General features: G+C 37.2%; 16 protein-coding genes. 6 read left to right on the top strand and 10 right to left on the bottom strand.

What is annotated here, in order from left to right:
* Positions 1 to 158: 158 nt before the first annotated feature.
* Entirely contained in the window at positions 159 to 806 is a 648-nt protein-coding gene (locus ACOVQ4_RS10205; RefSeq protein ID WP_421820541.1) for an O-methyltransferase, read from the bottom strand.
* A 320-nt stretch (positions 807 to 1126) separates the two neighbouring features.
* Positions 1127 to 1897 (bottom strand): class I SAM-dependent methyltransferase, encoded by a 771-nt coding sequence (locus ACOVQ4_RS10200; RefSeq protein ID WP_421820540.1) that lies wholly within the window; start codon positions 1895 to 1897, stop codon positions 1127 to 1129.
* A gap of 257 nt (positions 1898 to 2154) precedes the next feature.
* Between ACOVQ4_RS10200 and ACOVQ4_RS10195 the strand changes: the two genes are divergently transcribed.
* A complete protein-coding gene (locus tag ACOVQ4_RS10195) occupies positions 2155 to 3405 on the top strand; it encodes a GWxTD domain-containing protein (protein WP_421820539.1) in 1251 nt (416 codons plus the stop codon).
* Positions 3406 to 3995: 590 nt separating this feature from the next.
* Positions 3996 to 4790, top strand: a complete 795-nt coding sequence (gene rlmB, locus ACOVQ4_RS10190) for a 23S rRNA (guanosine(2251)-2'-O)-methyltransferase RlmB (protein WP_421820538.1) — start codon at positions 3996 to 3998, stop codon at positions 4788 to 4790.
* A 495-nt stretch (positions 4791 to 5285) separates the two neighbouring features.
* On the opposite strand, the gene ACOVQ4_RS10185 is transcribed toward rlmB, so the two are convergent.
* From ACOVQ4_RS10185 to ACOVQ4_RS10175, 3 genes are all read right to left on the bottom strand, one after another.
* Positions 5286 to 6038: an SDR family NAD(P)-dependent oxidoreductase gene (locus ACOVQ4_RS10185; RefSeq protein WP_421820537.1), complete on the bottom strand. Its 753-nt coding sequence runs from the start codon at positions 6036 to 6038 to the stop codon at positions 5286 to 5288.
* 142 nt (positions 6039 to 6180) lie between these two features.
* Positions 6181 to 6936 carry an NIPSNAP family protein gene (locus tag ACOVQ4_RS10180; protein WP_421820536.1) on the bottom strand — a complete coding sequence of 252 codons (756 nt, stop codon included), beginning with the start codon at positions 6934 to 6936 and terminating at the stop codon, positions 6181 to 6183.
* A 341-nt stretch (positions 6937 to 7277) separates the two neighbouring features.
* Positions 7278 to 11507, bottom strand: coding sequence for an OmpA family protein (locus ACOVQ4_RS10175; RefSeq protein ID WP_421820535.1), 4230 nt, complete (start codon positions 11505 to 11507; stop codon positions 7278 to 7280).
* 398 nt (positions 11508 to 11905) lie between these two features.
* Between ACOVQ4_RS10175 and pth the strand changes: the two genes are divergently transcribed.
* The gene (pth, locus tag ACOVQ4_RS10170; protein ID WP_421820534.1) at positions 11906 to 12466 is read left to right on the top strand and encodes an aminoacyl-tRNA hydrolase; all 561 of its coding nucleotides are present in this window, start codon (positions 11906 to 11908) and stop codon (positions 12464 to 12466) included.
* Between the two features lie 1259 nt (positions 12467 to 13725).
* On the opposite strand, the gene kduI is transcribed toward pth, so the two are convergent.
* The 3 genes from kduI to ACOVQ4_RS10155 all read right to left on the bottom strand — a co-directional run bounded on the left by kduI (position 13726) and on the right by ACOVQ4_RS10155 (position 19116).
* Positions 13726 to 14556, bottom strand: a complete 831-nt coding sequence (kduI, locus tag ACOVQ4_RS10165) for a 5-dehydro-4-deoxy-D-glucuronate isomerase (protein WP_421820533.1) — start codon at positions 14554 to 14556, stop codon at positions 13726 to 13728.
* A gap of 511 nt (positions 14557 to 15067) precedes the next feature.
* On the bottom strand, positions 15068 to 17101 hold the full coding sequence (metG, locus tag ACOVQ4_RS10160; protein ID WP_421820532.1) for a methionine--tRNA ligase: 2034 nt from the start codon (positions 17099 to 17101) through the stop codon (positions 15068 to 15070).
* Between the two features lie 377 nt (positions 17102 to 17478).
* Entirely contained in the window at positions 17479 to 19116 is a 1638-nt protein-coding gene (locus ACOVQ4_RS10155) for an ABC-F family ATP-binding cassette domain-containing protein (RefSeq protein WP_421820531.1), read from the bottom strand.
* A 278-nt stretch (positions 19117 to 19394) separates the two neighbouring features.
* On the opposite strand from ACOVQ4_RS10155, the gene rpsU reads away from it, so the two are divergent.
* Positions 19395 to 19589 carry a 30S ribosomal protein S21 gene (gene rpsU / locus ACOVQ4_RS10150; protein WP_095160389.1) on the top strand — a complete coding sequence of 65 codons (195 nt, stop codon included), beginning with the start codon at positions 19395 to 19397 and terminating at the stop codon, positions 19587 to 19589.
* A 94-nt stretch (positions 19590 to 19683) separates the two neighbouring features.
* Complete coding sequence (locus ACOVQ4_RS10145; protein WP_421820530.1) at positions 19684 to 20571, top strand: tyrosine-type recombinase/integrase; 888 nt, start codon at positions 19684 to 19686, stop codon at positions 20569 to 20571.
* Positions 20572 to 20779: 208 nt separating this feature from the next.
* Here the strand turns inward: ACOVQ4_RS10145 and ACOVQ4_RS10140 are convergent, their stop codons facing one another.
* Together ACOVQ4_RS10140 and ACOVQ4_RS10135 are read right to left on the bottom strand one after the other, a co-directional pair.
* Complete coding sequence (locus tag ACOVQ4_RS10140; protein ID WP_421820529.1) at positions 20780 to 22303, bottom strand: magnesium chelatase; 1524 nt, start codon at positions 22301 to 22303, stop codon at positions 20780 to 20782.
* Between the two features lie 231 nt (positions 22304 to 22534).
* Entirely contained in the window at positions 22535 to 23653 is a 1119-nt protein-coding gene (locus tag ACOVQ4_RS10135; protein WP_421820528.1) for a vWA domain-containing protein, read from the bottom strand.
* A gap of 398 nt (positions 23654 to 24051) precedes the next feature.
* Here ACOVQ4_RS10135 and thrA point away from each other — a divergent pair, with 398 nt between their 5' ends.
* A complete protein-coding gene (gene thrA / locus ACOVQ4_RS10130; protein WP_421820527.1) occupies positions 24052 to 26508 on the top strand; it encodes a bifunctional aspartate kinase/homoserine dehydrogenase I in 2457 nt (818 codons plus the stop codon).

The following is a 26508-nucleotide window of genomic DNA, read 5'->3' as shown; positions in this document are numbered from 1 at the left end:
CAAAATCAGATACGAGTTATGTGTTTAGGCACAAGCCAAAGAGTGTTAAATGTTATTTTGGGCTATTTTGATAAAAAATCTTATCACAACTCGACTAAAATTGAACAAATAGGCCTTTATATAATATCGTATGGCTGGCTCATGATTTAAGTATTGGATTATAATTTTCGCGAAATCATGATTCCATCTCTCAAGGGCAATAAGATATTCTCAGTTCTGGGATCGTCGTGACACATTTTATTAAAATCTAACAAATTTCTAGTGTCTTTATCTATTTTTTTTCCTTCCTCTATATTCGCTACCTTGCCGCTCCATAGTACATTGTCGGATAGGATATATCCACCTTTTCGAACTTTATCAAAAACTAAGTGATAGTATTTTGAATAATTCATTTTATCGGCATCAATAAAAACCAAGTCAAAGACATCATCTAGCGTTGGTATAATTTCGGCTGCATCGCCAATACGATAGTCTATTTTGTCAGAATATGGTGATTCTGTAAAAAAACCTCTGGTAAAAGTTTCCAACTCCTCATTTACATCTATCGTAATAATCTTACCATCGTCGACCAATCCCTCTGCCAAACAAAGCGCCGAATAACCCGTATAAGTCCCAATCTCCAGAATACGACGTGGGCGCATCATATAACTTACCTCTGCCAAATATCGCCCCTGTAAATGACCAGAAAGCATACGAGGCTGTAGGATTTTGACATGCGTATCTCTATTCAACTTTCTCAACAACTCACTTTCTGGCGTAGTGTGCTGTTCTGAATAATCATTTATATTTTGTGGAAGAAAATCCATGATAAACTAAGTTTTAACTTCTTAAGTTTATACGCAAAATAAAATTTGATTTTTAGCTTTCGGCATTCAGCAAAAACATATCTATTGTTACTAAAAGACAATTTAAAACGCCTTGCCTTGTACCTAAAAATAAAAAAATTAAATCTTATTTTTCACGAATACTTGCTAACTTAAGTAGCAGGAAAGATTACAATAATAGTATCTCAAAGGTAAAAATTGAGGACAACCTTTTGATTATAAATACATTACAATAACTAATTTACTGTTAGCGAATAACGTCTTTTTACTTATATTCAATAAACCTATCCTATTTTGATACTTTATTTGGTTGCGATATAGAAAAAGTCGAAACAGTTTTCAGCATCATCATTAATAAAATAATCTTGCCAAGTAATATCTGAAACCAATTTTCCATCGCTTTTCTGAATGATATTACGACTTAATCTGTTGGCAATATCGTACGGAATTTGTAACATCCATCTTGGAAGACGGTATTGTAAATTAAAAATGTCAAAACGAGTGATTTTTTCTACCGAACGCTTATTTTCTTCATAATACGCCATCACTTTGGCATTTCCATGAATGCCTCTTGTTTGGATTGTTGGGAATACTTTTAAAATCAAGCCTTTTAATTCATCAGCAAGATACTCGCGTACATGCCAAGGATTGCGGCTCAAAGAATATTTACGATTTACAGTAGTCAAAATCAACTTTCCTCCAGGTTTCAACACACGGTAAGCTTCTTTGATAAATGCCAAGTCATCTTCGATATGCTCGATTACCTGAAACGTAACAATGTAGTCGAAGGTATTATCTTCTAGCCCTTTTAGCGGGGGCAAAAACATATCGATAAACTTGAATGTGGGATACTCAGCAGATAATTTCGTCATCAAAGGTTCATTCTTATCCACACCTGTGTAATTAGTAACCGATGGTGCCAAAACAGCAACACCACGGCCAGTACCACAACCAATCTCGAGTAGGTTGCCTGAAACCATTTTAGCGGCTTCGATATAAGGGAATAACAAACGCTGATGCACAGGATTGTCGGATACAATTTCGGAAGATGCGATTTCTGTAGTTTTATACATTGTATTCTTTAGTAAAATCCAATTTGTCAAAAAAAGTGTGAGTATCCACGCTTTGTTACTTGGAGTCTTTGTATTTTTTTTCAAAATTACCGCTTTTGCTTGACATCAGAAAAATACTCCTTAAATTGGTTCGTTATTTATCCAAAATAAGTTTGGGTCAGTTGATTTTTTAGGGTATTTTCCCTTTTTGCACTGAAACATCACAAAATTCCCTACGCTTTGTGGGTCGAAAACGAGCTTACTCATATTGAATTCCTATGAAACAATTACTTTACCTCTTTGTCGCACTTATTTTATTGAGTGGATGTACAGCAACAAATTCAACGGTACGGCCATCTGCTGGTAACCAAGAAAACCGAGTTGTTTCACAAAGAATACTTACCAAAAGTAAATTTTTGGATAATGGTAACACTTTGAGGGTTTATGTCAATTTCTTTCTTGACCGTCCTTCTTCTTTGGCAGAAGTGAGTAAAGAAATTGTAATCAACTATCAATTATTTGCCGAATACAACAGCAATAAGCAAGCTTTGGCCAGTGGCAATGTTAATATCTCGACCAACCCACTCCTCGAAGATAATGGTTGGTATATTGCATCGTTCGATGTCCCTAAGCCAAAAGACTTATTCACGGGTGTTGTTTTTACGGAGATACGCGATAATCGAACCAACAACAAAACAATTAACGATTGTTATGTTAGATTTCAATCAGGGAAGGTGGGCGATTATTATATGTTTTTTGATAAAACTGGCAACAAACCTATTTTACAAAGTTTTATCAACGCTGGCGACTCTGTCATGCTTAAAAGCTTGGACAATAAAAGCATTCTATTCAAAACAATGCGGTATAAATATGATTTTGACCCAGCGCTCTCTCCTATGGCTACAGGACAGCGTGTACCGCAAAAAAGCTTATATACCGACTCGGTTTTTAGCATACAAACCAATAAGGTAATCCAACTCAACATAGAATCTTTGTATTATATGACCCGAGATACCTCTGAAGCCTTTGGTATTGGCCTGATGGTGGTAGATAAACGCTTTCCTAGAATGACCCGACCTGAAAATTTGGTTAAACCTCTGATTTATATGAGTACAACAACCGAAGCCGCAGATTTGAGAAGTTCTCACGAACCCAAAAAAGCACTTGATAACTATTGGTTGAATATCATGCAAGGCAATCAAAACAATGCCAAAAGAACCATTAAGGCTTTTTACCAACGGGTAGAACAAGCCAATAAACTTTATAGTACCTATAAAGAAGGTTGGAAAACAGATAAAGGAATGGTGTGGATTATCATGGGAGACCCTACTAAAGTTGTTCGCACAAAAGATAAAGAAATCTGGACATACACCCGAAATAGTCAATATTCGGAAGTTAACTTCACATTCAACAGACGAGCGAATCAATTTACTGAAGATCATTACGAGTTGCAACGCTACGCCGAATATCAGTCTATTTGGTATCCAACAGTTGACCAATGGCGTAACGGAGATGTTGTTGTAAAATAATCATAAGGTTAATAAGTAGGAAAACGTTATTAGTTAATAGTGTTTTGGTTATCTGAAGATATTCATAATCAAAAGGGTATAGTCATATTTTGCCTCAGATATACTGTTAATTTAATCTTTCTTTTTACATAGATAAAAAAATTTAATTTTTGAGCCTTGAGCAAACGGCAAAACAAAAAACATTTTAAAACTCTTTGCCTGGTGTTTAAAACACAAAATTTTATAAGTCGATTTTATTGATTATCTGAAACATGAGACATCCCTAATTTAGTGATTTTGTGAAAATTTGTATTCTAACAGTAGAGACGCTATGATTGCGTCTCAAGCCATTTATATCGAGCATAATAGCATTTAAAAAGCGGTTGAAAAAATAATTTTCGACCGCTTTTTTGATAAAAACTTGAAGAATAATCCTATTCCTAAAAATTCGGGATGACTCATGATTGAGATAAGAATGCGCTAGTTGTTGGTTACTGCCAAAAACTTTACGAACTTTGCTAAAATTTTTCATTAACAAGCAGCAAAGGTATTTATATCTATCTGATTGTTAATTCCAAACATAGCTTTAGGCTATATTTATATTCAACAAAATGTCATTCGAACAAAAATCTGATGGGCCTAAAAAGCCTTTCAAATATTTTAATCATGCGCCGAAACCCGACAATAAAGATATTGTTTTTGGGGTTCAATCGGTATTGGAGACACTGCGCTCAGGGAAAGAAATCGATAAGATTTTAGTACAAAGAGAATTGGGTTCTATTGAAGTGTTGGAGTTTGCTCGCCTTCGTGGTATTCCCGTTCAAAAAGTTCCTACAGAAAAACTAGACCGTGTTACTCGCAAAAATCACCAAGGGGTAATTGCATTCGTATCTGCCATCAACTACGCCAAGTTAGACAACGTGGTAGCAGGTATCTACGAAAAAGGAGAAACGCCTTTACTTTTAATTTTGGATAGAGTAACCGATGTTCGAAACTTTGGGGCAATTGCTCGTACAGCAGAATGTACTGGTGTTCATGCCATCGTAATTCCAACAAAAGGGGCAGCACAAATCAACGCAGATGCTATGAAAACCTCATCTGGAGCGCTCAATTTCTTACCAGTTTGTCGCGAAGAAAGCCTTGCCCAAACTGTAAAATACCTTCAAGAATCAGGTATTCAGGTAGTTGGTTGTACCGAAAAAGTTTCGAAAAATTTATACGAAGTGGATATGACAATCCCTACGGCCATCATTATGGGTTCTGAAGAAGATGGTATATCGGATGAGTTGTTGAAAGCAGCAGACGAACTAGCCAGTATTCCAATGGCTGGGCGTGTAGGTTCATTGAATGTTTCGGTAGCCAATGGTGTAGTATTGTACGAGGCTGTTCGTCAAAGACTTTTATAGTATACTATTATGAAGATTTGCAGAAAAAAACATATTCATGCTAATTTCTGCAAATCTATTAATGCTCATCTGTTATTCCTCAAGAGCGATATTTTGAGATATTACTCTTTCTCCACAGTTCAAAACTCCAAATTTTAGCTTCTTATCAAAGAATGCCGTTCACTCAATAATCGGAGTTAGATTCCACATATTCAAGGAAGTATTCATAATTTTGATTAGGAATCAAAAGGAAGAGTTGAGTTTCATCGATTTTAGTACAAACGTATTTCTTAATTACCTGCTACTAATCTTGTATAAGTACTTCTCCATTCTCGAATACCAATTTTTCGCATTTTTTTGCATCGCTTAAATTAGCCAAAATAACATTTATTGTGGGCATTTCGTTTTAGAGATGTACACGTTCGGAATTAGAAATAATTAGTTACCATAAATAAGTTCGGAATATGAAAAGCTCAATATCATTGGTATTGAGCTTTCTTGTTGTAGATTTAAGGCCTATTGTCGCTTGATTACTGCTGGTGAGGCCTGAGCAGTGGGATATACCAAAATATCCGCTAAAACAACATGAGCAGGACGAGTAACGGTAAAGGCAATAATATCAGCGATATCCTTGGCCACTAGCGGCTGAAAACCTTGATAAACTGCATCAGATTTTTGAGCATCTCCTTTGAATCTTACCATCGAAAACTCTGTTTCGACAGCCCCAGGAGCAATATTCGTAACTTTAATATTATGCGGATTCAAATCGAGGCGCATTCCTTCTGAAATAGCTTCCACGGCTGCTTTTGAGGCACAATATACATTACCATTTGGATATGTCTGCTTGCCTGCGATAGAACTTATGTTTACGATATGCCCAGTCTGACGAGCAATCATCCAAGGCATCACGACTTTGGAAACATAAAGCAGCCCCTTCACATTGCCATCTATCATGGCATCCCAGTCGGCTACATCACCGTCTTGAATTGTACCCAAACCGTGAGCATTACCCGCATTATTGAGCAAAATATCCACTTGTTTTAATTCTTCTGGAAGACTATTCAATGCTGTTTCTACAGCCTCACGGTCGCGTACATCAAATGTTAAGGTATGTACTTTTACTTTAGATGATAACTCTTCTTTCAACTCATTGAGGCGCTCCACACGTCGGCCACAAATGATTAAATCTATCCCTAATTCGGCAAATGCTTCTGCGGTGGCTCTACCTATACCAGATGTTGCACCTGTGATAATGGCTAATTTTGACATAATGTTTATAAGGGCATTTCAGTATAATCCCTCAGTCTATTGTAAAAGTTGTTGATTTGTTCTTTATACAACTTGTGAGCGTGTATAAATTGTTTCTTAAATTAGGTAAAAAGAGTTTTACTTTACACATTAACGAGCGAAGCTATTTGATAGGCGAAAAATCTGTTGGCAATAAATATTCGGATTTCAGATAGACTGTCAACAAACCACCAGCTTTTGCTTCTGTCTCGGCTTTGACTTTTTTCCAAGCAGGGTCAGAGTCAAACTCCTTAAAAGAAGCAAGTCCCGAAGCCTTATCCTTGTGCGCTACAAAGTAGTACAGCATATCATCTGCCCCTTGACTACCCTCGATGGGTGTCCAATATATCAAGTTATGAATACCGTGTTTTTCGAGTAACTCAATTGTATGACTTTTAAAGCGGTCGAGCAAGTTACCAAGATTGTTTGGAGTGGCTTTATAAACCCTTAGTTCAAACACACGATTTCCTATATTTTTCCAATCGTATGGTGAAAAATCAGTCATTTTCAAGTCTACACTTTCTATTTTAGCAACAATCTCTCCCTCTTTTGTGGTTTCTGCCACTACCTTTTTCCATTCTTGATCTTCCACAAAAGCTTTGGAATAGGCTTCTTTGGCAGCCTTATTAGGAAAGGATAATAAATAAACCAACTTTCCCTCTGTGTTGTCGACTGGCACCCAGAAGCCTTCAACTTTCATCTGATGTTTTTTAAAAAGTTTGAGCGTATGAGTTTTGAAACGATTCAATAAGGCATCAAATTTTCCTTCACTAGCATAATACGTACGCAGTTCATACAAACGTTCGTGCGGAGCTTGTGCTTGGAGTGAGGCAATTTTTAGCCATACCAAGAATACCATAATCAGTCGAGGAGCTTTCATAAGAGTTAGATTAGTAAAAAATGCTTTTTTGAGCTGTGGGCTTTGGACAAACAGATGTCTTTGTTTTTTAAAAAAACAATTCTAAACTATTTGCCTATTGCCTAATTCAAATAACTAAAATTAAGGCACTGATAATGAAAAATTTATACTTACAATTCACAACTCGAAATTAGTCGTGTACAAAGGATACAAAAAAGGTCTATTTCCGAAATTCCAAATCCGCAATTGTTAGAAATCTTCCGTACAGTTCTAACTCTTAATCCAGCATTCATACCTACTAACTTCTGTTCCCTCAGAATGATTATTTATAAAAAATCGATTATAAAATCATTCCTTCCCTCCTACTGAATCCCGACAATCTCAACTCTTCTATTTCTTTTCTTACTATCTTCATTATCATTTGGTGCTACGGGTTGCGTACCTCCATAACCCCTGAATGTCAAACGTTTATCATCAATACCCTTGCTCACAAAATAATTCAGAATCACTCTAGCACGATTTTCGGATAAAGCTTTATTCAATCTTGGGTCACCAACGTTATCGGTATGTCCTGCGATTTCGATTTTAGTTTGTGGATTTTGTTTCAACATCGTTACGACTTTATCTAACTCAGGATAAGACTCTTTCTGAAGAATAAAACTTCCTTGTTCGAAATACACGTTGTTGAGTACAAAAGATTTCCCTTTCTCAATTTTCTGAACCACATCTGGAGCATTTTTGGCAGCAGGTGCTTCTGCTTTAGCTACCACAGTAGGAATCTGCGTGTTTTCTTTGGTACGAGACAGTAATATCTCTTTCTTATTGACAACCGATGAAGGCTCTATTTTAGCAGAATAAGGCATATAACCCTCTGCTTGAATTTCTAACTGATACGAAGCAACAGGGCTCAATTCAGCACTAAATATATCGTTTTTCAGACTGAGTGCAAGCTCTTGCGAGGACTTCAAATCGGTCAAATGTGCGGTAACATTGTTCACGATATTTTTATATTTTGCATCAATTACAGAGAAAGACAAGATTGTTTCTTTTTCGAGCCAAATTGCGGTCTTATCCTTATCTTTTTTCATACTTTCATCTAGCGTAAATCGGCCATCGTATAACTTATATCCGTCGGCTTTTACCTCGATGGTATAATTTACTTTATCCATCAATGATGCCAATACATATTCGTTACGAGTATCCGTACTACCTTCGGCAATAGTACCACCTCCTGGAGCACTAATCTTGATACTTGCAGGTACTCTTGACTTTTTGACCGCATCGATTGCGTACAACTGAATAAGATACTTTTTGAAGGGTTGTAATTCCAAATCTTTACGCTGATCGTCGCTTGTAGCCTGTATTTGTGTTTCGTATTCCTCAAAACCTGCTGCTTTTACTTTCATTTTGTAAGTATGTCCAGGCGTCAGATTTGCACTTACCTCTCCGTTTGGTAATGTTACCATGGCAGATACCATTTTGTTGGTTTGCAAATCTGTCATTATTACCAAGGCATCTTTCAACAATTCGCGGGTTTCGGCATGAACTGGTCGAGCCGTAAGCACCGAGAAATCTCTTGAGAAATACACACTAAAACTTCTATTGGCAGAAAGGTCTGGAATCGAAATTTTCTCTTTTTTAACGGAATATCCCTTGACTACTGTTTCTACATAATAGGTGCCAAAAGCAGGAATAACAAACTTAAACTCCATTTTGCCAGATAGAGTCAACCCTTGACTCACAACGCTCCCATCTGCTTTGGTCACCTTAAATATGGCTTCTAATGGTTTTTGTGAAATAGAATCTTTTGCAGTCAAAACTACTGTCATATCAGATGCCACTCTTGTCATTTTACATACCAGTTCTGTACCAGAAAAATTAATAATTTCCTGAGAAAAACGTTCAAATCCAGCCGCAACCAACTCGATGCGGTATTTGTTTTCTGGTAAAATCGACATACTTGGCGAACCATCGTTGGCAATAACTACCTCGGGCTTTGCACTTTTATCTGACAAATCATATAGCGCATATTTCTGAACATCAACTTTGGTACCTGTTGCATTGTCAACTACTTTGATGGCAACTTGAACATATTCTTTTTCGAGACGAATGATATAATTGTACTTTTTGTTTTCAAGCAAATCCGCCATATTAAAGGTACTTTGCTTGTGCTTGAATGTTGGAGCTGAAGATTCGACTGTAAATACTTCTTTTTCAGATATCCGAATTTCTACCTCCGATTGACCTTGAAAAGTTTCGACACGGTTAGATTTTTCGAGCTTCACGGTTAAATTTGCCTCTACAGGCTTATTCGTTTTAGCATCCAAAACGGTAAAACTCACAGGAACAGATTTATTTCTATACAACGTAAAAGTAAGCGTAGCACCCACGGGAATATCTTCTATTTTTTGGGATAAAGGTCGATAACCCTCTGCGCTTGCTACAACCTCAAAAGAGCCTTTACGCTTCATCATAGCTTTAAATTCGCCAGCATTACCTTGTGTAGTTGGGTTTACTTCGCCAGTAAGCATATCCGCAATTTTCACTTTCGATGTCTTAATGATTTGCTTGGTATCGCCATCCACAATTTTTACCGTCATCGGATAACGGTCATTTTGCATTGCAATCAGCTCAATTTTCTTTTCACCTAATTTAAAATCTGGAAATTCAAGCGTTTTTTCAAAAGGTAAATAGCCATCTGCCTCCGCCGAGATTTCTAATACGTCATCTTTTAAAAGTTTAATCTCAAAAAACTCGTTCTCCTTATTAGTCTTACCCTCTAAAACCTCTCCTTTTTTCTTCGTTTTTACTTTGAATGAGGCATACAATATCCCTTGTGTGATATCGTCTACGGCCTTCAGTCGTATCAGCGTAACCTTCCGAGGAATCAACTTTACGGTCAAATCATTGGTTGATTGCGAAGTGATATTGAGGTCGTTGTCTTCAAAATAATCAGATTGAATAGACACTTTGATTTGGCGATTTTCTGGCACATAAAGCTGTACCAAATTTGTACCTGTTTGTGGTGCAAATTGTGCTGTGGTTCCTGTTCCATTCTCGGTCAAAATTACCTTCCAGTTTGGCGCAGGCTGATTGGTGCTGGCATCCAAGGCTTTTATGCTAAGATTGGTAGTGGTGGCCTCCAGCGCAATTTGAGTTAAAGGCTTTGCCTCTTTTAGATTGTCGTATTTGATAGTTTGCCTCACAGGATTACATCCTTTGGCATTTACAACTAATTCGTATTCTTGACCTAAAGCTACTGCGCTGGCAATTTGTCCTGTTGCACCTTGTTGTTGGGTTGCAATGGCTTTTCCACTACCCTTTTCTAGAATTTCTACTTGCGCCGGAACCAGAAAACGAGTTTGTGAATCAACTACTTGGAAGGCCAATTTGAGTTGAGGCACATTGGCTGGAATTTTGGCTGGAGTCGGCTCTACCTTTGCCTGATTGGCGAGCATCACCAACCTGATAGGCTCAACACTTGCCTCACAGCTTGATTGATTACTTAGGTCTAGTCCTAATCTTTTTTCATAATAACCAGCTTCTTTAATTTCAAAAGAATAATTTCCTTTGGCTGGAACAATCGCAGTATAATTTCCCTCTGTATTTGACAAAAATGAAGCTATCAAACTATTGCCTTTGTTTTTATCAAAAATATTGATTCTAGTAGAAAGGGGTTTGTTGGTCAGTGAATCAGTAATAGTACCAATAATGGTCTGATTTGCAAACAAAGAAACCTGTGTTGTATAGATATCGTTATTTTCTACAAAGAACAACTCTTGTCCACAAGCAGGAATAGCAGCAAATAAGTCAGCCTGTGGTGTATTTACTTCCGTTAAGGGTTTAACAGGCGACCAAGAATTATTGGACTGAAGCGTAGAATAGTACAAATCGAAATTACCTTTTCCTTCTTTTCTTACCGAAGCAAAAACTAAGGTTTTGCCATCAGGCATAATTCGAGGAGCTTTTTCACATAGCAAATTAATAGGGCTTGGTAATTCTACAGGTGTTTTCCAACTTCCATCAATAGCTTTTTCGGATACCATGATTCTGTAGCAAGACTGGGCATCTTGTGTGTTTTTTTCATTGTATTTGGCACGGGCAAAATACAACTTTTGTCCATCGGGCGACAAAGAAGGATATCCTTCATAATCGGTAGTATTGATGGTATTAGGCAATCGAGTTGGCGACGACCAACCTGTAGATTCTTTTACAGAGACAAAAATATCTTCATGACCAGAAGATTCTTTGCTTTCAGCCGAGAAATACAAAACATTCCCATCATAGCTCAAGCAAGGGGCACCAAGTGGTTGATTTTCGTAAAACGTAGCGCTAATTTTGGGTATTGGAGTAGGCACAGACCAAACATTCCCTTTTCTTCTGGTTTCAAATAGCTTCCACTCTCCCTGACGATTAGACTCAAAAATCATAGTTCGGCCATCTGCACTAACGGTAGGGGCTGTCTCAATAAATTTGGCTGTATTAACGGGAGGATTCAATGCCTTTTTGCTTTGTCCCGAAGCATGCTGGGAGCCAAAAGCACCAATCATTCCCAAAAGTATAAACTTAATATTTCGTGTTACGTTTTTCATGGGCAATTAATTACTATGCAAAATTAGTTAATTTTGCTGATTGCTTACCGTGCTTTATACTCAATCGTACTGAGTTTAGCAGCTTTCCTACTTTTATAACGAATCATTTTTCGATTCATGATATGCCTAAGCCCAAAGTAATGTTGCACAAGAAGCAATGTATTTAAGGATTTTGAAGGTAAAATATACGTTGATTATATTTTTTTTTGCAGAATTATGCATTCAAGTATCATTTTTTATAAGAATTATTTTTATTTGGTACAGACTTTAAAAAATCATCTCTCAAAAATTGCATTTAATCTATAAATAACACAGTTTCGTATCCTGCCTTACCCTGTACCAGCATATCACAAAAATTGGATTTAGGAGGGATACAATTCAAAAAAAGAATTATTAAAATGAAATATTTAATTGTTGGCTTAGGAAATATAGGCCCCGAATACTTATTTACTCGTCATAATATTGGCTTTATGGTAATTGATAAGCTAGCCAATGCTCATGGCTTAAAATATGAAATGAGTCGCCTTGCTTATCATACCGAGTTTAGGCACAAAGGTAAGCAAATACATTTATTGAAGCCTACAACCTACATGAACCTAAGTGGAAAGGCAGTAAATTACTGGCTCAAGGAGTTGAAGATAGAACCTGAAAATCTTTTAGTTATTACCGACGATATTGCCTTACCCTATGGCAAATTGCGTCTCAAAACGAAAGGTTCACACGGAGGACACAATGGATTAAGAAATATAGAAGAGCTATTAGGCAGTCAACAATACCATAGATTGCGCTTTGGTGTAGGGAGTGATTTCTCGAAAGGCCGACAAGCAGATTACGTATTAGGTAATTTTACGGATGAAGAAATGAGTTTTTTATCCGAGCATCTTGATAGAGCAAGTGAGATAGTTCTTTCATTTTGTACTCAAGGCCCAAATCAAACGATGAACAAATACAATCAGTAATTGTACTTTTTGAAGATTTTTTCCATTATTTCACAAAGATACATTCAGAACATTTCAAAAGTAGTTTGCATATTTAACAAAATAATATTTTGGTATGCTTACCTACAATTACATCTTATAGCCAACTATTCACTGATTTTGAAATAGTTATGTAAAGGTTAGATTAATAAATTGAAAAAAAACATTTGGAGAATTCAAAAACTTTGCAGAAATTTGCATCAAGATAAAACGGCAATATAATTTGTACAAATCAACGATTGAGCAAATTATTTATTTAGCGTAAAGTGACATAAAAAAGTTACAAACGTCAAAAAATCAGTATATAAATTATTACTAGAAAAACAGAACCAAGTAAAGCTATTTTTCGTTAATTTATTAAGTAAAAATACTGAAAATAAAGTACCTGCTAAGTTTAAATCAAAAAACTTTTGGAAGGGTTTTTGTAATACTTAAATTAAGAAATCATAGCCGAATAAGGCTAATAAATATTTTTTTCATAGTTAAATAGGTTTAGAGGTAAGACGAGAAAGGGCGTCTTCAATGGAGGCGCCACTTTTTAATTTTCCTCAAAAAACCAACAAAGATTTTGGCTTAAAGCCACCAATTTTTTTCATAGTTAAATAGGTTTAGAGGTAAGACGGGAAAGGGCGTCTTCAATGAAGACGCCACTTTTTAAACAAATTTATCACTCAGAATCGATTAGGTAGTAGAGTTAGGAAGATGCTTGCGATTTAGAGTTTTTGACACGATTAAAGGTGCAGTTATTTTTCATAGTTAAATAGGTTTAGAGGTAAGATTTGAAAGGACATAGCTATTGGCTTCGTCCTTTTTTTGTTTTTATTCCTTTTAGTTTTACTCCACTTATTGGCAAAAATTAGGGCTTCATCCCCAAAAAAATGTATATACATACATTTTTCAAAACTCATCAAAATATCTCTTTATGTATCAAATCGAAACAATAAAAAAAATTTGTACAATTCTTAGTAAATCCCAATCATTAAGTATATATTTGTATCAATTTTCATAGTTAAATAGGTTTAGAGGTTAAACAGATAAGGGCGGGAGCTTCTCCTGTCCTTATTTTTATTCTATTTCTGCAATCTTACAAGATTTGCAAAAAAACTTGCAAATTGTGCCAAAGACTTCCTACTTCGACTCAATAAAATTAATCACAACCAACTGTTTATCAATACCTTTGATGTTTTTGCAAAAAAAAATCTGCCACTTTCGCAGCAGATTTTAAAAGTTGTTTTATACGATTATCGCAAATCAGCAATCGCAGCAAAATCCATATCGGTAAAGTCAAGGTTTTCGCCAGCCATACCCCAAATAAATGAGTAGTTGGTAGTACCAGCACCTGAGTGAATCGACCAAGGTGGCGATACAATTGCTTGATGGTTGGCTACTAGCATGTGACGTGTTTCTTGTGGTTGTCCCATAAAATGGAAAACACGGTGCTCTTGTGGAACATCAAAGTACAAATAGGCCTCCATACGACGGTCGTGCACGTGTGATGGCATGGTATTCCAAACGCTACCTTTATTCAACACTGTAAGCCCCATTACCACCTGACAGCTCTGTAGACCATCTTTGTGGATATATTTGTAAATCGTACGTTCGTTTGAAGTTTCTAAGCTTCCTAAAGCTACTGGAGAAGCCTCCTCTTTTGATAATTTACTGGTAGGATATACCTGGTGTGCTGGAGCCGACAAAATAAAGAAATTTGCAGGAGCAGTAGCATCAGCACTTTTGAAAGTTACCTTCTGAGAACCTTTACCAATGTACAAGCAGTCTAATTTTGACAATTCAAATACCTGACCATCTACTTCAATTGAACCATCACCACCTACATTGATGATACCCGCCTCTCTTCTTTCAAAGAAATAAGTCGATTTTAAGTTATCATAGGTTGGCAACTCCAATGCTTGTTCTACAGGCATGGCTCCCCCAATAATCACACGGTCGTAGTGGGTATAAACGAGCTGAATAGTATCAGCAACAAAGTTTTTCTCTACTAAAAAATTGTTTCTTAACGCTTGTGTATCGAAGCCCTTTGCCTCATTTGGGCTGATGGCATGAAGAATTTGCATATTATTTATTTGGTTTTAATAGACTAAGAGAATACTTCTTCCAAAAGAATCCTACTTTCTAAATCTACTTAGAAAGCCTAAAAGATTATTTTACTATAAAATCCTCTAAAAATCGGTTTATTCAAAAAATACAAATTTATTAAATCAGTTTATTGAAGCAGTTTCATTCAATATAAGGTATATTAGGACTGATTATAAAACGAATCTAAAAAGTTTTATAATTTTCTCTTAGTAACTGAAAGAGTTTTTTTGTGCAATCGTTACCGTAAACGTTATCAAATACAATTTATAGAGGGTTCTTTGTTCTCTTCACCTCGTTCTATCAGTTTTTTGAGACTAGGATATGGCTAGTAATATTCTTTCTTCAATGGAAATTATATTTTCGAAGACATCTCAAATAAATACAATTTATCAATTTAGAAGAACTGACATTAATCATTCTTCCTCACAAAAAAGGGTTACCTCTGAAGAGAGATAACCCTTTGCAAAATTAGCTATTGGCAAGAATCTTCTAGTTGATAGAAGCGCCACTCCAAACGTCCTTTGAAGGATGTAAGAAAGCCAAAGAACCATCTTTGTCTTCTGCCATCAAAATCATTCCTTCAGATACCATTCCCATCATTGGGCGAGGCGCTAAATTGGCCAAGAAAGTAACTTGCTTCCCAATTACATCTTCTGGAGAAAAATGCTCTGCAATACCACTCAAGATGGTGCGTTGCTTAAGCCCATCGTTCACTGTCAACTTCAATAATTTTTTCGATTTAGCTACTTTCTCTGCCGCTTCGATGGTACCGATACGCAAGTCCATTTTCGCAAAATCATCGTACTGAATTGTATCTTTGATAGCTGAAACTTCTTTTCCTGCTAATTCATTCATTTTTTTAGCGTCTTGTAATTTTTGAATCTGTGCTTGAACAGTAGTATCCTCAATTTTATCGAATAACAAACCAATCGACTCAATTGGACTTCCTGCTGTTAGTAAATCGGCATTTCCTGCATCAGACCAGTTCAAACCAGACAAACCTAAGCCTGTGCTTAATTTAGCCGCCGTAAAAGGCATAAATGGCTCAGAAACGATTGATAAAGTTGCAGCAATTTGCAAACCGATATTCAAAATTGTACCTGTGCGTTCTACGTCTGTTTTGATTACCTTCCAAGGCTCGGTATCTGCTAAATATTTGTTACCCAAACGTGCCACATCCATCACCAAAGCCAAAGCCTCACGGAACTTATAGTTGGCAATAGCATCACCAATTTTGTTTGGTAATTCTGCTAAAGTCTCGATAGTCTGACGGTCAAAATCAGTCAACTCGCCACGTGCAGGGATTTTTGAATCAAAATTCTTTTGCGTCAACACAAAAGCACGGTTAACAAAGTTTCCAAGGATACCTACCAATTCAGAGTTGTTACGTGTTTGAAAATCTCCCCAAGTAAAGTCTGAGTCTTTTGTTTCAGGAGCAGAAGCTGCCAAGGCATAACGCAATACGTCTTGTTTGCCTTCAAACTCACGAAGGTATTCGTGCAACCACACCGCCCAGTTACGTGAAGTTGAAATTTTATCTCCTTCAAGGTTCATAAACTCATTGGCAGGTACGTTATCAGCCAAAATAAAGCGACCATCAGCCATACACATCGCAGGGAAAATCAAGCAGTGGAAAACGATATTGTCTTTACCAATAAAGTTTACCAAGCGAGTTTCTGGGTCTTGCCAATATTTTTGCCATTCGTCGGTCAACTCCTTGGTCATTGAGATATAACCAATCGGCGCATCAAACCAAACGTACAATACTTTGCCATCTGTATCAGGAAGAGGTACTTTGACACCCCAATCCAAGTCGCGGGTCATGGCACGAGGGCGCAGGCCATCGTTTAACCAAGATTTTACTTGACCCAGTACATTGGTTTTCCATTCTGGATGACTAGCGATATATTCTTCCAAAGCTGGTTGCATTTTATCTAATGGCAAATACCAGTTTTTGGTAGGTTTCATCACGGGTTTTTCACCACTCAAAGCTGAGCGAGGGTTAATCAACTCAGTTGGAGATAGTGTTGAACCACATTTTTCGCATTGGTCGCCGTAAGCATTTTCGTTACCACATTTTGGACAAGTACCTATGATATAACGGTCAGCCAAAAAAGTTTGTGCTTTTTCATCAAAATACTGTTCTGTAACTTCTTCAACAAATTGACCTTTGTCGTACAAGTTTTTGAACATTTCTTGAGAAGTCTCATGATGTACTTTGTTGGAAGTACGAGAATAGATATCAAAAGAAATCCCAAATTCCTCGAAAGAATCTTTGATGATTTTGTAATACTTATCAACCACTTCTTGTGGTGTAATACCTTCTTTTTTAGCCTTAATTGTAATAGGAACACCATGCTCGTCAGTTCCGGAAACAAACTTCACATCGTGACCTATCGAGCGCAAGTATCTTACGTAAATATCTGCTGGCAAATAACAGCCCGCAATATGCCCAATATGGATAGGGCCATTGGCATAAATCAAGGCAGCTGTTACAGTAGTTCTTTTAAATTGTTTTGTCATTATATAAACGGAAGAGTAGCTATCTCTTCTTAAGTTTTTGATTCAAAATTTCGGGCAAAATTACGAATAATTTACAGGTTGTAGGCGTTAGGCAAAATAAGAATTTAGTGGTCAGGCAATAGGCATTAGGCAAAGAGTTTTTAAATAACCAGAGATTTATAAGTTAGTAGGCAAAATAAGATTCAACTATTTGGCTGTCGGCTTTCAGTAATGGGCTTTCGGCAAAAATATATCTGTAGTTATTTAAAAACATGTTAAAACTCTTTGCCTTGTGCCTGTTGCCTAGTGCCTAAAACAGAAAAATTAAATATTATTCTGCACGATTACTTATTACTGAATGCCGATAGCTGAAAGCCGACTGCCTAACATTATTACACTTACGCCTTTCTTTCAATATCTCTTAAGTTCTCCATTTTCTTATTTCTTAAGAAACCGTTAATGTCTTCCAGGTGCTCTTTTACACGTTTGTTGCCAAATTCGAAAACTTTGGTGGCCAAGCCATCCAAGAAATCACGGTCGTGAGAAATTAAGATAATTGTACCTTCAAATGCCTTGAGAGCTTCTTTCAAAATATCTTTGGTCTTAAGGTCAAGGTGGTTGGTTGGTTCATCCAGAATCAATAAATTTACGGGCTCTAACAACAACTTAATCATAGCCAAACGCGTTCTTTCTCCTCCTGAAAGTACCTTCACTTTCTTCTCGATAGCGTCGCCGCTAAACATAAACGCACCGAGGATATCCTTGATTTTAGTACGAATCTCTCCTACCGCAATATTATCAATCGTTTGAAATACCGATAATTCTCCATCCAATAAAGCTGCTTGATTCTGAGCAAAATATCCAATCATCGAATTATGACCGATTTTTAAATCGCCTTCAAATTGGATTTCGTTCATAATTGCTTTAACGAAAGTCGATTTTCCTTCCCCGTTTTTCCCTACAAAAGCTACTTTTTCGCCTCTTTCGATGGTCATCGATACGTCTTTGAAAACTAAATAATCATCATAGCTTTTGGCAACGCCTTCTGCAATTACAGGATAGTTACCCGAACGTGGCGCTGGTGGAAACTTTAGGTTCAAAGCAGATGTATCTACTTCATCAACCTGAACAATATCCAATTTTTCTAACATCTTCACACGTGATTGCACTTGCAAAGTTTTTGAATAAGTACCTTTAAAACGCTCGATAAACTCTGTCGTTTCAGCAATCATTTTTTGCTGTTCATTAAACGCTTTTTGTTGTTGCTCCAAACGCTCTTTACGCAATTGTTGATATTGTGTATAATTTACTTTGTAGTCATAAATTTTACCCATTGTTAACTCAATGGTACGGTTGGTGATATTATCAACAAACGCTCTATCGTGAGAAATAACGATTACCGCTTTGGCGCTATTCAACAAAAAGTCCTCAAGCCATTGTATCGACTCGATGTCCATGTGGTTGGTAGGCTCATCTAGCAAAATCAAGTCAGGATTTTGGAGTAAAATTTTTGCCAATTCGATACGCATACGCCAGCCACCACTAAATTCGCTCGTTTGGCGCTGAAAATCTGAACGAAGAAATCCTAAACCCAACAAGATTTTTTCAACCTCTGCATCATAATTGATTTCTTCGATAGAGTAATATTTCTCACTTACTTCAGAAACACGCTCGATAATCGCCATATATTCGTCAGATTCGTAATCTGTGCGCGTTTCGAGTTGGTGATTTAGCTCCTCGATTTCGGCTTTCATGCTCAACACATTAGAAAATGCCTTTGAAGTTTCTTCAAATACCGTTGAGTTGTCTTCTGTCAATAAATGCTGAGGCAAATAAGCGATAACAGCATCGGCTGGCTTCGAAATTTTACCACGCGTTGGCTTGTCAACACCTGCAATAATTTTCAACAAAGTGGATTTCCCCGCTCCGTTTTTGCCCATCAAGGCTATTTTATCTTTTTCGTTGACGTTGAATGTTACATCACCAAATAGCGCACGACCGCCAAACTCTACTGTTACGTTATCTACAGAAATCATATATAAAAAATAGCCTATTTTCGTTTTTGGCTATTGCCTTTTGAAGTTGTTATGTGTACCGAGAAAATTCTAGCATACAAAGATAAGGCTGATTTATGAATTCTTTTGGAGAAAAGACTTACGAATTGAAAGTATTCTTTTGAGGGTTGATTTGAGGACCTACTACGTAAAGGTTCTGAAAAAGCGTAGGTTTGTTTGATAAAAACCCTTGACAATCAAATTGGAAATACTTATCTTTGCACCTCAATTATCATTAAGGCAATAAACAAACAAACAATATGCTGATTATCAACGTAAAAGAAAACGAGTCAATCGACAAAGCTCTTAAAAGATTCAAGAAGAAATTCGAAAAAACTGGTGTAGTTAAAGAACTTCGTAGACGTATGGCATTCGAAAAGCCATCTGTTGAGCGTCGTACTGAAGTAATTCGTGCTTCATACAAGCAAAAAATGTACGGTAACTTAGAGTCTTAATTAACGTTTGATTTCATTTCATAATGTTATCATTTAATCGCGAATTAAGCCGATAACCGTTCAGCATTCATAAAAAATTGACTATCTTAGAATCATGAATTCAGAGATAGTCAATTTTTTTTTAGCCTACATACAACACGAAAAACGTTGTAGCGATCACACCACTACGGCTTATCGTAATGATATGTCGCAGTTTAGTCATTACCTTGCCAATACCTACGATTTTCATCATCCTCAACTTGCCGACCACCAAATGATTCGTTCGTGGGTGGTATCTCTCTCAGAAGCCAAACTCGACAGTCGTTCGATTAATCGAAAAGTGGCTACGCTTCGCAGTTTTTATAAATTTTTACTTTTCAAGAAAATCATCGACCAAGACCCTATGCGCAAGGTCGTGGCAATGAAAACAGCCAAGAATATTCCTACGTTTGTAAGAGAAAGCGAGATGGAAATGTTGTTGGACAAGGTGGAGTTTCCAGAAGATTTTGAGGGTGTCCGTGACAAACTCATCATGGAATTGCTCTATGGCTCAGGTATTCGTTTGTCAGAACTTATTGAGTTGGAAGTAAAAGACATTGATTTTTACCAACATACCATTAAGGTGTTAGGAAAAAGAAATAAAGAAAGGATTGTGCCTATTCATGCCAATCTTTCGGCGCAGATAAAGGAATATATTGAGATCAGAGATAGAGAAGGTTTTCAACATCATTTGTTGATTGTAAGCAATAAAGGCGAAAAAGCTTATCCTGTGATGATTCAGCGAATTGTCAAAAAATATCTATCACTTGTAACAAGCTTAACCAAAAAATCACCTCACGTATTGCGTCACTCCTATGCCACGCATTTGTTGAATAATGGCGCTGATTTAACGGCTATCAAGGATTTGATGGGACATACTTCTTTGGCTGCCACGCAAGTATATACCCATAATTCGATGGAAAAACTAAAAAAGATATATGAGCAGGCGCATCCGAAGGCCTAATTGAGTGGGTGAGTGATTTTTATAAATTTCCTAGTTCAAGACTTAGTCTTGGACTTATTTTTTTAAAACAGTTTACAAACTGTAATCAAACACTAGTTCGAGACAAAGTCTCGAACTAGTGTTTGATTTTTAAGGTAAGACATTGCGTTTCTACTGATAAAACATAGAAAAACAATCATTCATACACTCAATCAAAAATAACTAAATCCTATTCTTCGTCTTCAAATTTGAAGTTATCCAAATCAAACAACGAATCTGTTAAGTCCTTGAATTGAAGACCTTGGTCAAGGGTTTTCTTTGAAATCATTGAGAATTCTGAAAGTCCGTGCAATACAAACTCCATCATAAATAATTTTTCACGACCTTCAAAGGTTGGATAGATTTTTTCTACTAATTCATCCAAGCCATCGATGGTTCTCAGTCTTGACGAGTAATCAGCATCAGAGCTATCATTGAAAATATCAATCATGTTTCCATCCATAAACCAGTCAATAATTGGTTTGTATGGGTTTTTGCCAGCTTTGTCTTTTGCCAGTTTTTTGATTTTTTCTGGGTCTGGGAAGAAGTTCAAAAACTGCGCACGGATGGCTTTGCCAACTAAGTTTTGAGCCACAATTACAGGACCTTCTACCTCGCCTTCATACACTAACTCAACCTTGCCACAAACCGCAGGAATCACGCCAACCAAATCAGCAACACGTATATATGTTTTTTCTTCCCCATTCAATAAAGCACGACGCTCGGCAGCAGAAATAAGGTTTTCATAAGCCGAAATAGTCATCCTTGCCGATACCCCAGATTTGGCATCTACATATTCTGATTGACGAGCTTCGAAAGCAATTTGCTCAATCAAATCCTCCACTAAGGCATTGGTGGTCACCAATTGTTCTTGCTCAGGTTTGATATTGGCTTCTTGCAAAGTAATACGCTTACCGATTTCTAAAGTCTTTGGATAATGCGTAACAATCTGAGAATCAATACGGTCTTTGAGTGGCGTTACGATTGAACCACGGTTGGTATAATCCTCAGGGTTGGCCGTAAAAACAAACTGGATATCTAAAGGCAAACGCAATTTGAATCCACGAATTTGGATATCACCTTCTTGTAAAATGTTAAACAAAGAAACTTGAATACGAGCCTGTAAGTCAGGCAATTCGTTGATTACAAAAATTCCACGATGCGAACGAGGAATCAAGCCAAAATGGATAACACGCTCGTCAGAATAAGGCAGTTTGAGGGTTGCAGCTTTAATCGGGTCGGCATCACCAATAAGGTCAGCAACAGATACGTCTGGCGTGGCTAATTTTTCGGTGTAACGGTCGTCACGATGCAACCATGAGATAGGCGTAGCATCTCCTTTTTCTGCTATAACATCTTTGACAAAGCGTGATAAAGGTTGCAGAGGGTCGTCATTTAGTTCAGAACCTTCTACCACTGGCACATATTCGTCTAAAAGATTTACCATCAAACGAGCAATACGGGTTTTGGCCTGTCCACGCAAACCTAGTAGGTTGATATGATGTTGCGAAAGAATAGCACGTTCAATATCAGGAATCACTGTATCTTCGTACCCCCAAATTCCATCAAATACTTTTTCTTTATTTTTAATTTTTTGAATCAAGTTATCACGCAACTCTTGTTTGATAGATTTTGCCTGATAGCCTGCGTTTTTTAACTCACCAAGGGTTTTGATAGCTAGCAATTGTGTTGCTGAAAGATTTTTGTAAGACATAAATTATTTTTGATTTTGGGATATGGGCGAATTTTCAATCGATTTCTAGAGTACTCCGCCTTAATTCGACCACTTATTTATCTAATTCTGCCGTTCACATACATTTGAGTGCGGCGACAATTAACATTCGGTAATTTTGGAAAGTAATAACCTCTTTATCTAAAATTCAAAATGAAGCTCCTTTCTGCTTAATCTCAACCTAGCAAGCCTCTGCTTTTGAGCAGGGGCTTTTTATCTGACATCCTTTCTACGATTTCGTTGATAGTCTTCAAAAATAAATTCGCCCAAACCCTTTAAAGAAGAATAATAGGCACGTCCATTGTTAGTTTTGGTAAACTCTTGAACAAACTCTTTGAGATATTGGTCACGAGCAATCATAAAAGTTGTAACAGGAATTTTCAATCTACGGCATTGAGCAGCGAGGGTGAGGGTTTTGTTCAGAATCTTTTTATCCAAACCAAAACTATTTTTATAGTACCGAATACCTTCTTTCAGACAGGTAGGTTTTCCATCGGTAATCATAAAAATCTGTTTGTTTTTGTTTTTTCTTCTACGCAACAAATCCATAGCCAACTCCAAACCAGCGACGGTATTAGTATGATAAGGACCCACCTCAAGATACGGTAAATCCTTTACCTGAATCTGCCAAGCGTCATTTCCAAATACGATTACATCGAGGGTATCTTTGGGGTATTTGGTCATAATAAGCTCTGAAAGCGCCATAGCGACCTTTTTAGCAGGCGTAATTCTGTCTTCTCCGTACAAAATCATCGAGTGCGAAATATCAATCATCAACACTGTAGAGGTTTGAGCTTTGTATTCCTTATCCATGATTTCGAGGTCATTTTCGGTCAACATAAAGTTTTCGAAACCATTATTGATTTGCGCATTTCGAATAGACTCGGTCATGGCAATTTGCTCCAAAGAATCTCCAAATTGAAATTCCCGACGATCGGTATTCATTTCGTCGCCAGTACCTTGGTAAGGTGTGCGGTGATTACCCGAATTGCCTGTTTTTTTAAGTTTTCCGAAAATTTCATCTAATGATTGTTTCCGAATACTCTGTTCGCCTTTAGCCGAAAGAACTTGAGCTTGTTGCCCATTTTCATCCTTTTCTTCACGGATGTATCCTTTTTCTTTGAGGTCTTCGATAAAATCGGCAATACCGTAAGAGTCATCGGTAAGATTGTATTGTTTGTCGAGTTGGGTAAGCCAAGCCAATGCCTCCGAGACATCGCCCGAGGTCATGGTGACCAATTGATTAAAAATATCTAACAATTGGTCGAATTTGGCTTTTTCCCCATCTTCTTGTTCTTGCGGAACAAATTCAGAAAAGCGGTATCCGAGCATGCGTGTTTTAGAGCTAGTTGAAGGTTTTAAAAAAGGTAAAATTGAACTCCGACACATCGGACTGTTCGAAATTCTATAATTATAAAACAAATTTTTTCGCGTTGAGGTTTCCAGAAATTAACTTCCCAAACAGGCATAAAGCAAAATATTTTAGCTAGGCATAAGATTTAATCATTTATTTATACCGTTATTTTACTATTTAGCAGGAAAAATATTCTATTTGCTCCCTAAATTCCCCAAAGATTATTCTTGGAAAAGCTTTCCGAAAGGTCAAATCATATCAAGGCTTTATCTATATTTGTACTCCATTATAAACATTTAAACTGCTGTTGTAAAGCAGAAGCGTGCTTTTTAAGAGGCATTTACACCAACTTATCAAGCAGCATCTTTACCAAAATATGAAAGTATTAAAATTCGGAGGAACGTCATGCGGAACCATTGATAGTATTCAATCAGTTCTAAGCATCATCAAGGGAAACCTTGAAAAAGGAGAAAAAATCGCCGTTGTATTTTCGGCAATGGGTGGAGTAACCAATCAGCTTATCGAAACAGGTAAAAGAGCCTCCGTGAGTGATTTGAGTTATTTTGACCTTGTAAAGGCTATCGAAGAGCGTCATTTTAATGTGGTTAGAGCGCTCATAGATGTAAAAGCCCAATCAAAAGTATTCGCTAATATTCGAACGATTATCAACGAGCTTGAGGATTTATTGAAAGGTGTATCGTTGATTCGTGAGATTTCTTCTCGAACGGCTGATTTAATCGTAAGTTTTGGCGAACGTCTTTCGACTACCCTCATTTTCGAAATTCTTCATGCGCAAGGCGTTGATTGTCAATTTTTGGACGCACGCAAAGTTATTCGTACCAACGATACTTTCGGAATGGCTGAAGTGGATTTTGATACGACCAATCGTTTGATTCAAGAACATTTTGCCAAAACCAAATCATTACAATTAATTACTGGCTTTATTGGTTCGACCGACAAAGGCGAAACCACGACTTTAGGCCGCGGTGGTTCTGACTATACTGGTTCGATATTTGGTGCAGCGCTCAATTCTGAGGAAATCGAAATTTGGACCGATGTAGACGGTATGATGACCGCCGACCCTCGTAAGGTAAAAAATGCCTTTACGATTCCTACAATTACGTACTCGGAGGCAATGGAACTGACGCACTTTGGGGCTAAAGTGATTTATCCGCCATCGTTGCAACCTGCATTTGCCAAAAATATTCCGATTCGTGTACTCAATACCTTCAACCCTAGCTTTATTGGCACAGTTGTAAGTCGCCAAGCAGAACCAAGCGAGTATATTATTACAGGTATTAGTTCGATTGACAACCTTGCCTTGGTCAACCTTCAAGGTTCGGGTATGATTGGTGTGGCTGGGGTTTCTGGCAAGCTATTTACAATTCTTGCCAAAAACAAAATATCGGTGGTATTGATTTCTCAGGCTTCGTCTGAGCACTCAATTTGTTTTGCTATTGACCCACAATATTCTCAGCAAGTTCGCCAAATTTTGGAAACAGAATTTGCAAGCGAAATCGCTATTGGCGACATCGAAGGAATAGATATTCAGGAAAATCTATCTGTAATTGCTGTTGTTGGTGAAGGAATGCGTCATCATACGGGGGTAAGTGGTAAATTGTTCTCGGTATTGGGTAAAAATGGTATCAATATCGTAGCTACAGCTCAAGGTTCTTCCGAATTGAATATTTCGGTAGTTATCGAGAAAAAAGATATTTCAAAAGCTCTCAACGTTATTCATGACACTTTCTTTTTCTCTCAAGTCAAAACGCTCAACTTATTCTTGGTGGGTACAGGTTTGATAGGAAAAGCGCTTTTAAACCAATTGAAAGGACAGTCAAATTATTTGTCAAAATACAGAGGTTTGAAAGTAAATTTAGTTGGAGTGATGAATTCCAGAAAAATGCTCGTAACAAGCGATGGAATTTCGATGGATAACTGGGATGAGACCTTGGATGCCATGGGAAAACCCGCAGAACTTTGGGCATTTGTAGAAGAAGCCAAACGTCTCAATTTACCAAACTCTGTGTTTGCGGATTGTACAGCTGACAAGACGATTCATAACTATTACTTGGGTTTGTTCGAATCTAACATCTCGGTTGTGACACCAAACAAAGTGGCCAATTCGGGTCGTTACGAAGACTATGCATTGTTGCATAGAACAGCCTTGAAAAAAGGAGTTAAATTTCTATACGAAACCAATGTAGGTGCTGGTTTGCCTGTAATCAACACTTTACAAGGTTTGATTGCTTCGGGCGATAGATTCGAAAAAATAGAAGGAGTGCTTTCGGGAACACTTTCCTACATTTTTAACAACTTCAAAAAAGGCGTCAAATTTGCTGACATCGTGCGTGAAGCCAAAGTAAAAGGTTATACAGAACCAGACCCACGCGAAGATTTGAGTGGTATGGACGTAGCTCGTAAGATTTTGATTTTAGGTCGTGAAATCGGACTAAGATTAGAGCCAGAAGACGTAACCATTTTGAAATTATTACCAGAAAATTGTGAAAAAGCACCAACTGTAGAAGACTTTTTCAACGAACTGGAAGTATCCAATAGTTATTTTGAAACAATGGTTGACGAAGCCGAAGCCAAAGGCGAAGTACTTCGTTTTATCGCAACATTAGAAGACAATAAAATTACAATTGGTGTAAAAAGCATCGACAAAACGCATCCATTCTACATGATGGATGGCGCCGACAACGTAATTTCTTTTACCACCAAACGTTACCACGACCGTCCATTGGTTATCAAAGGACCAGGCGCAGGTGCAGAAGTAACCGCTTCGGGGGTATTTGCCGATATTGTTGCTATAGGAAGCTATTTGGCGTAA

It is taken from the genome of Flectobacillus sp. (assembly GCF_049240685.1).
Taxonomy (GTDB): domain Bacteria; phylum Bacteroidota; class Bacteroidia; order Cytophagales; family Spirosomataceae; genus Flectobacillus.
Note: the sequence above shows the minus strand (reverse complement) of the source record. Positions and strands in the feature narration are given on the sequence as shown.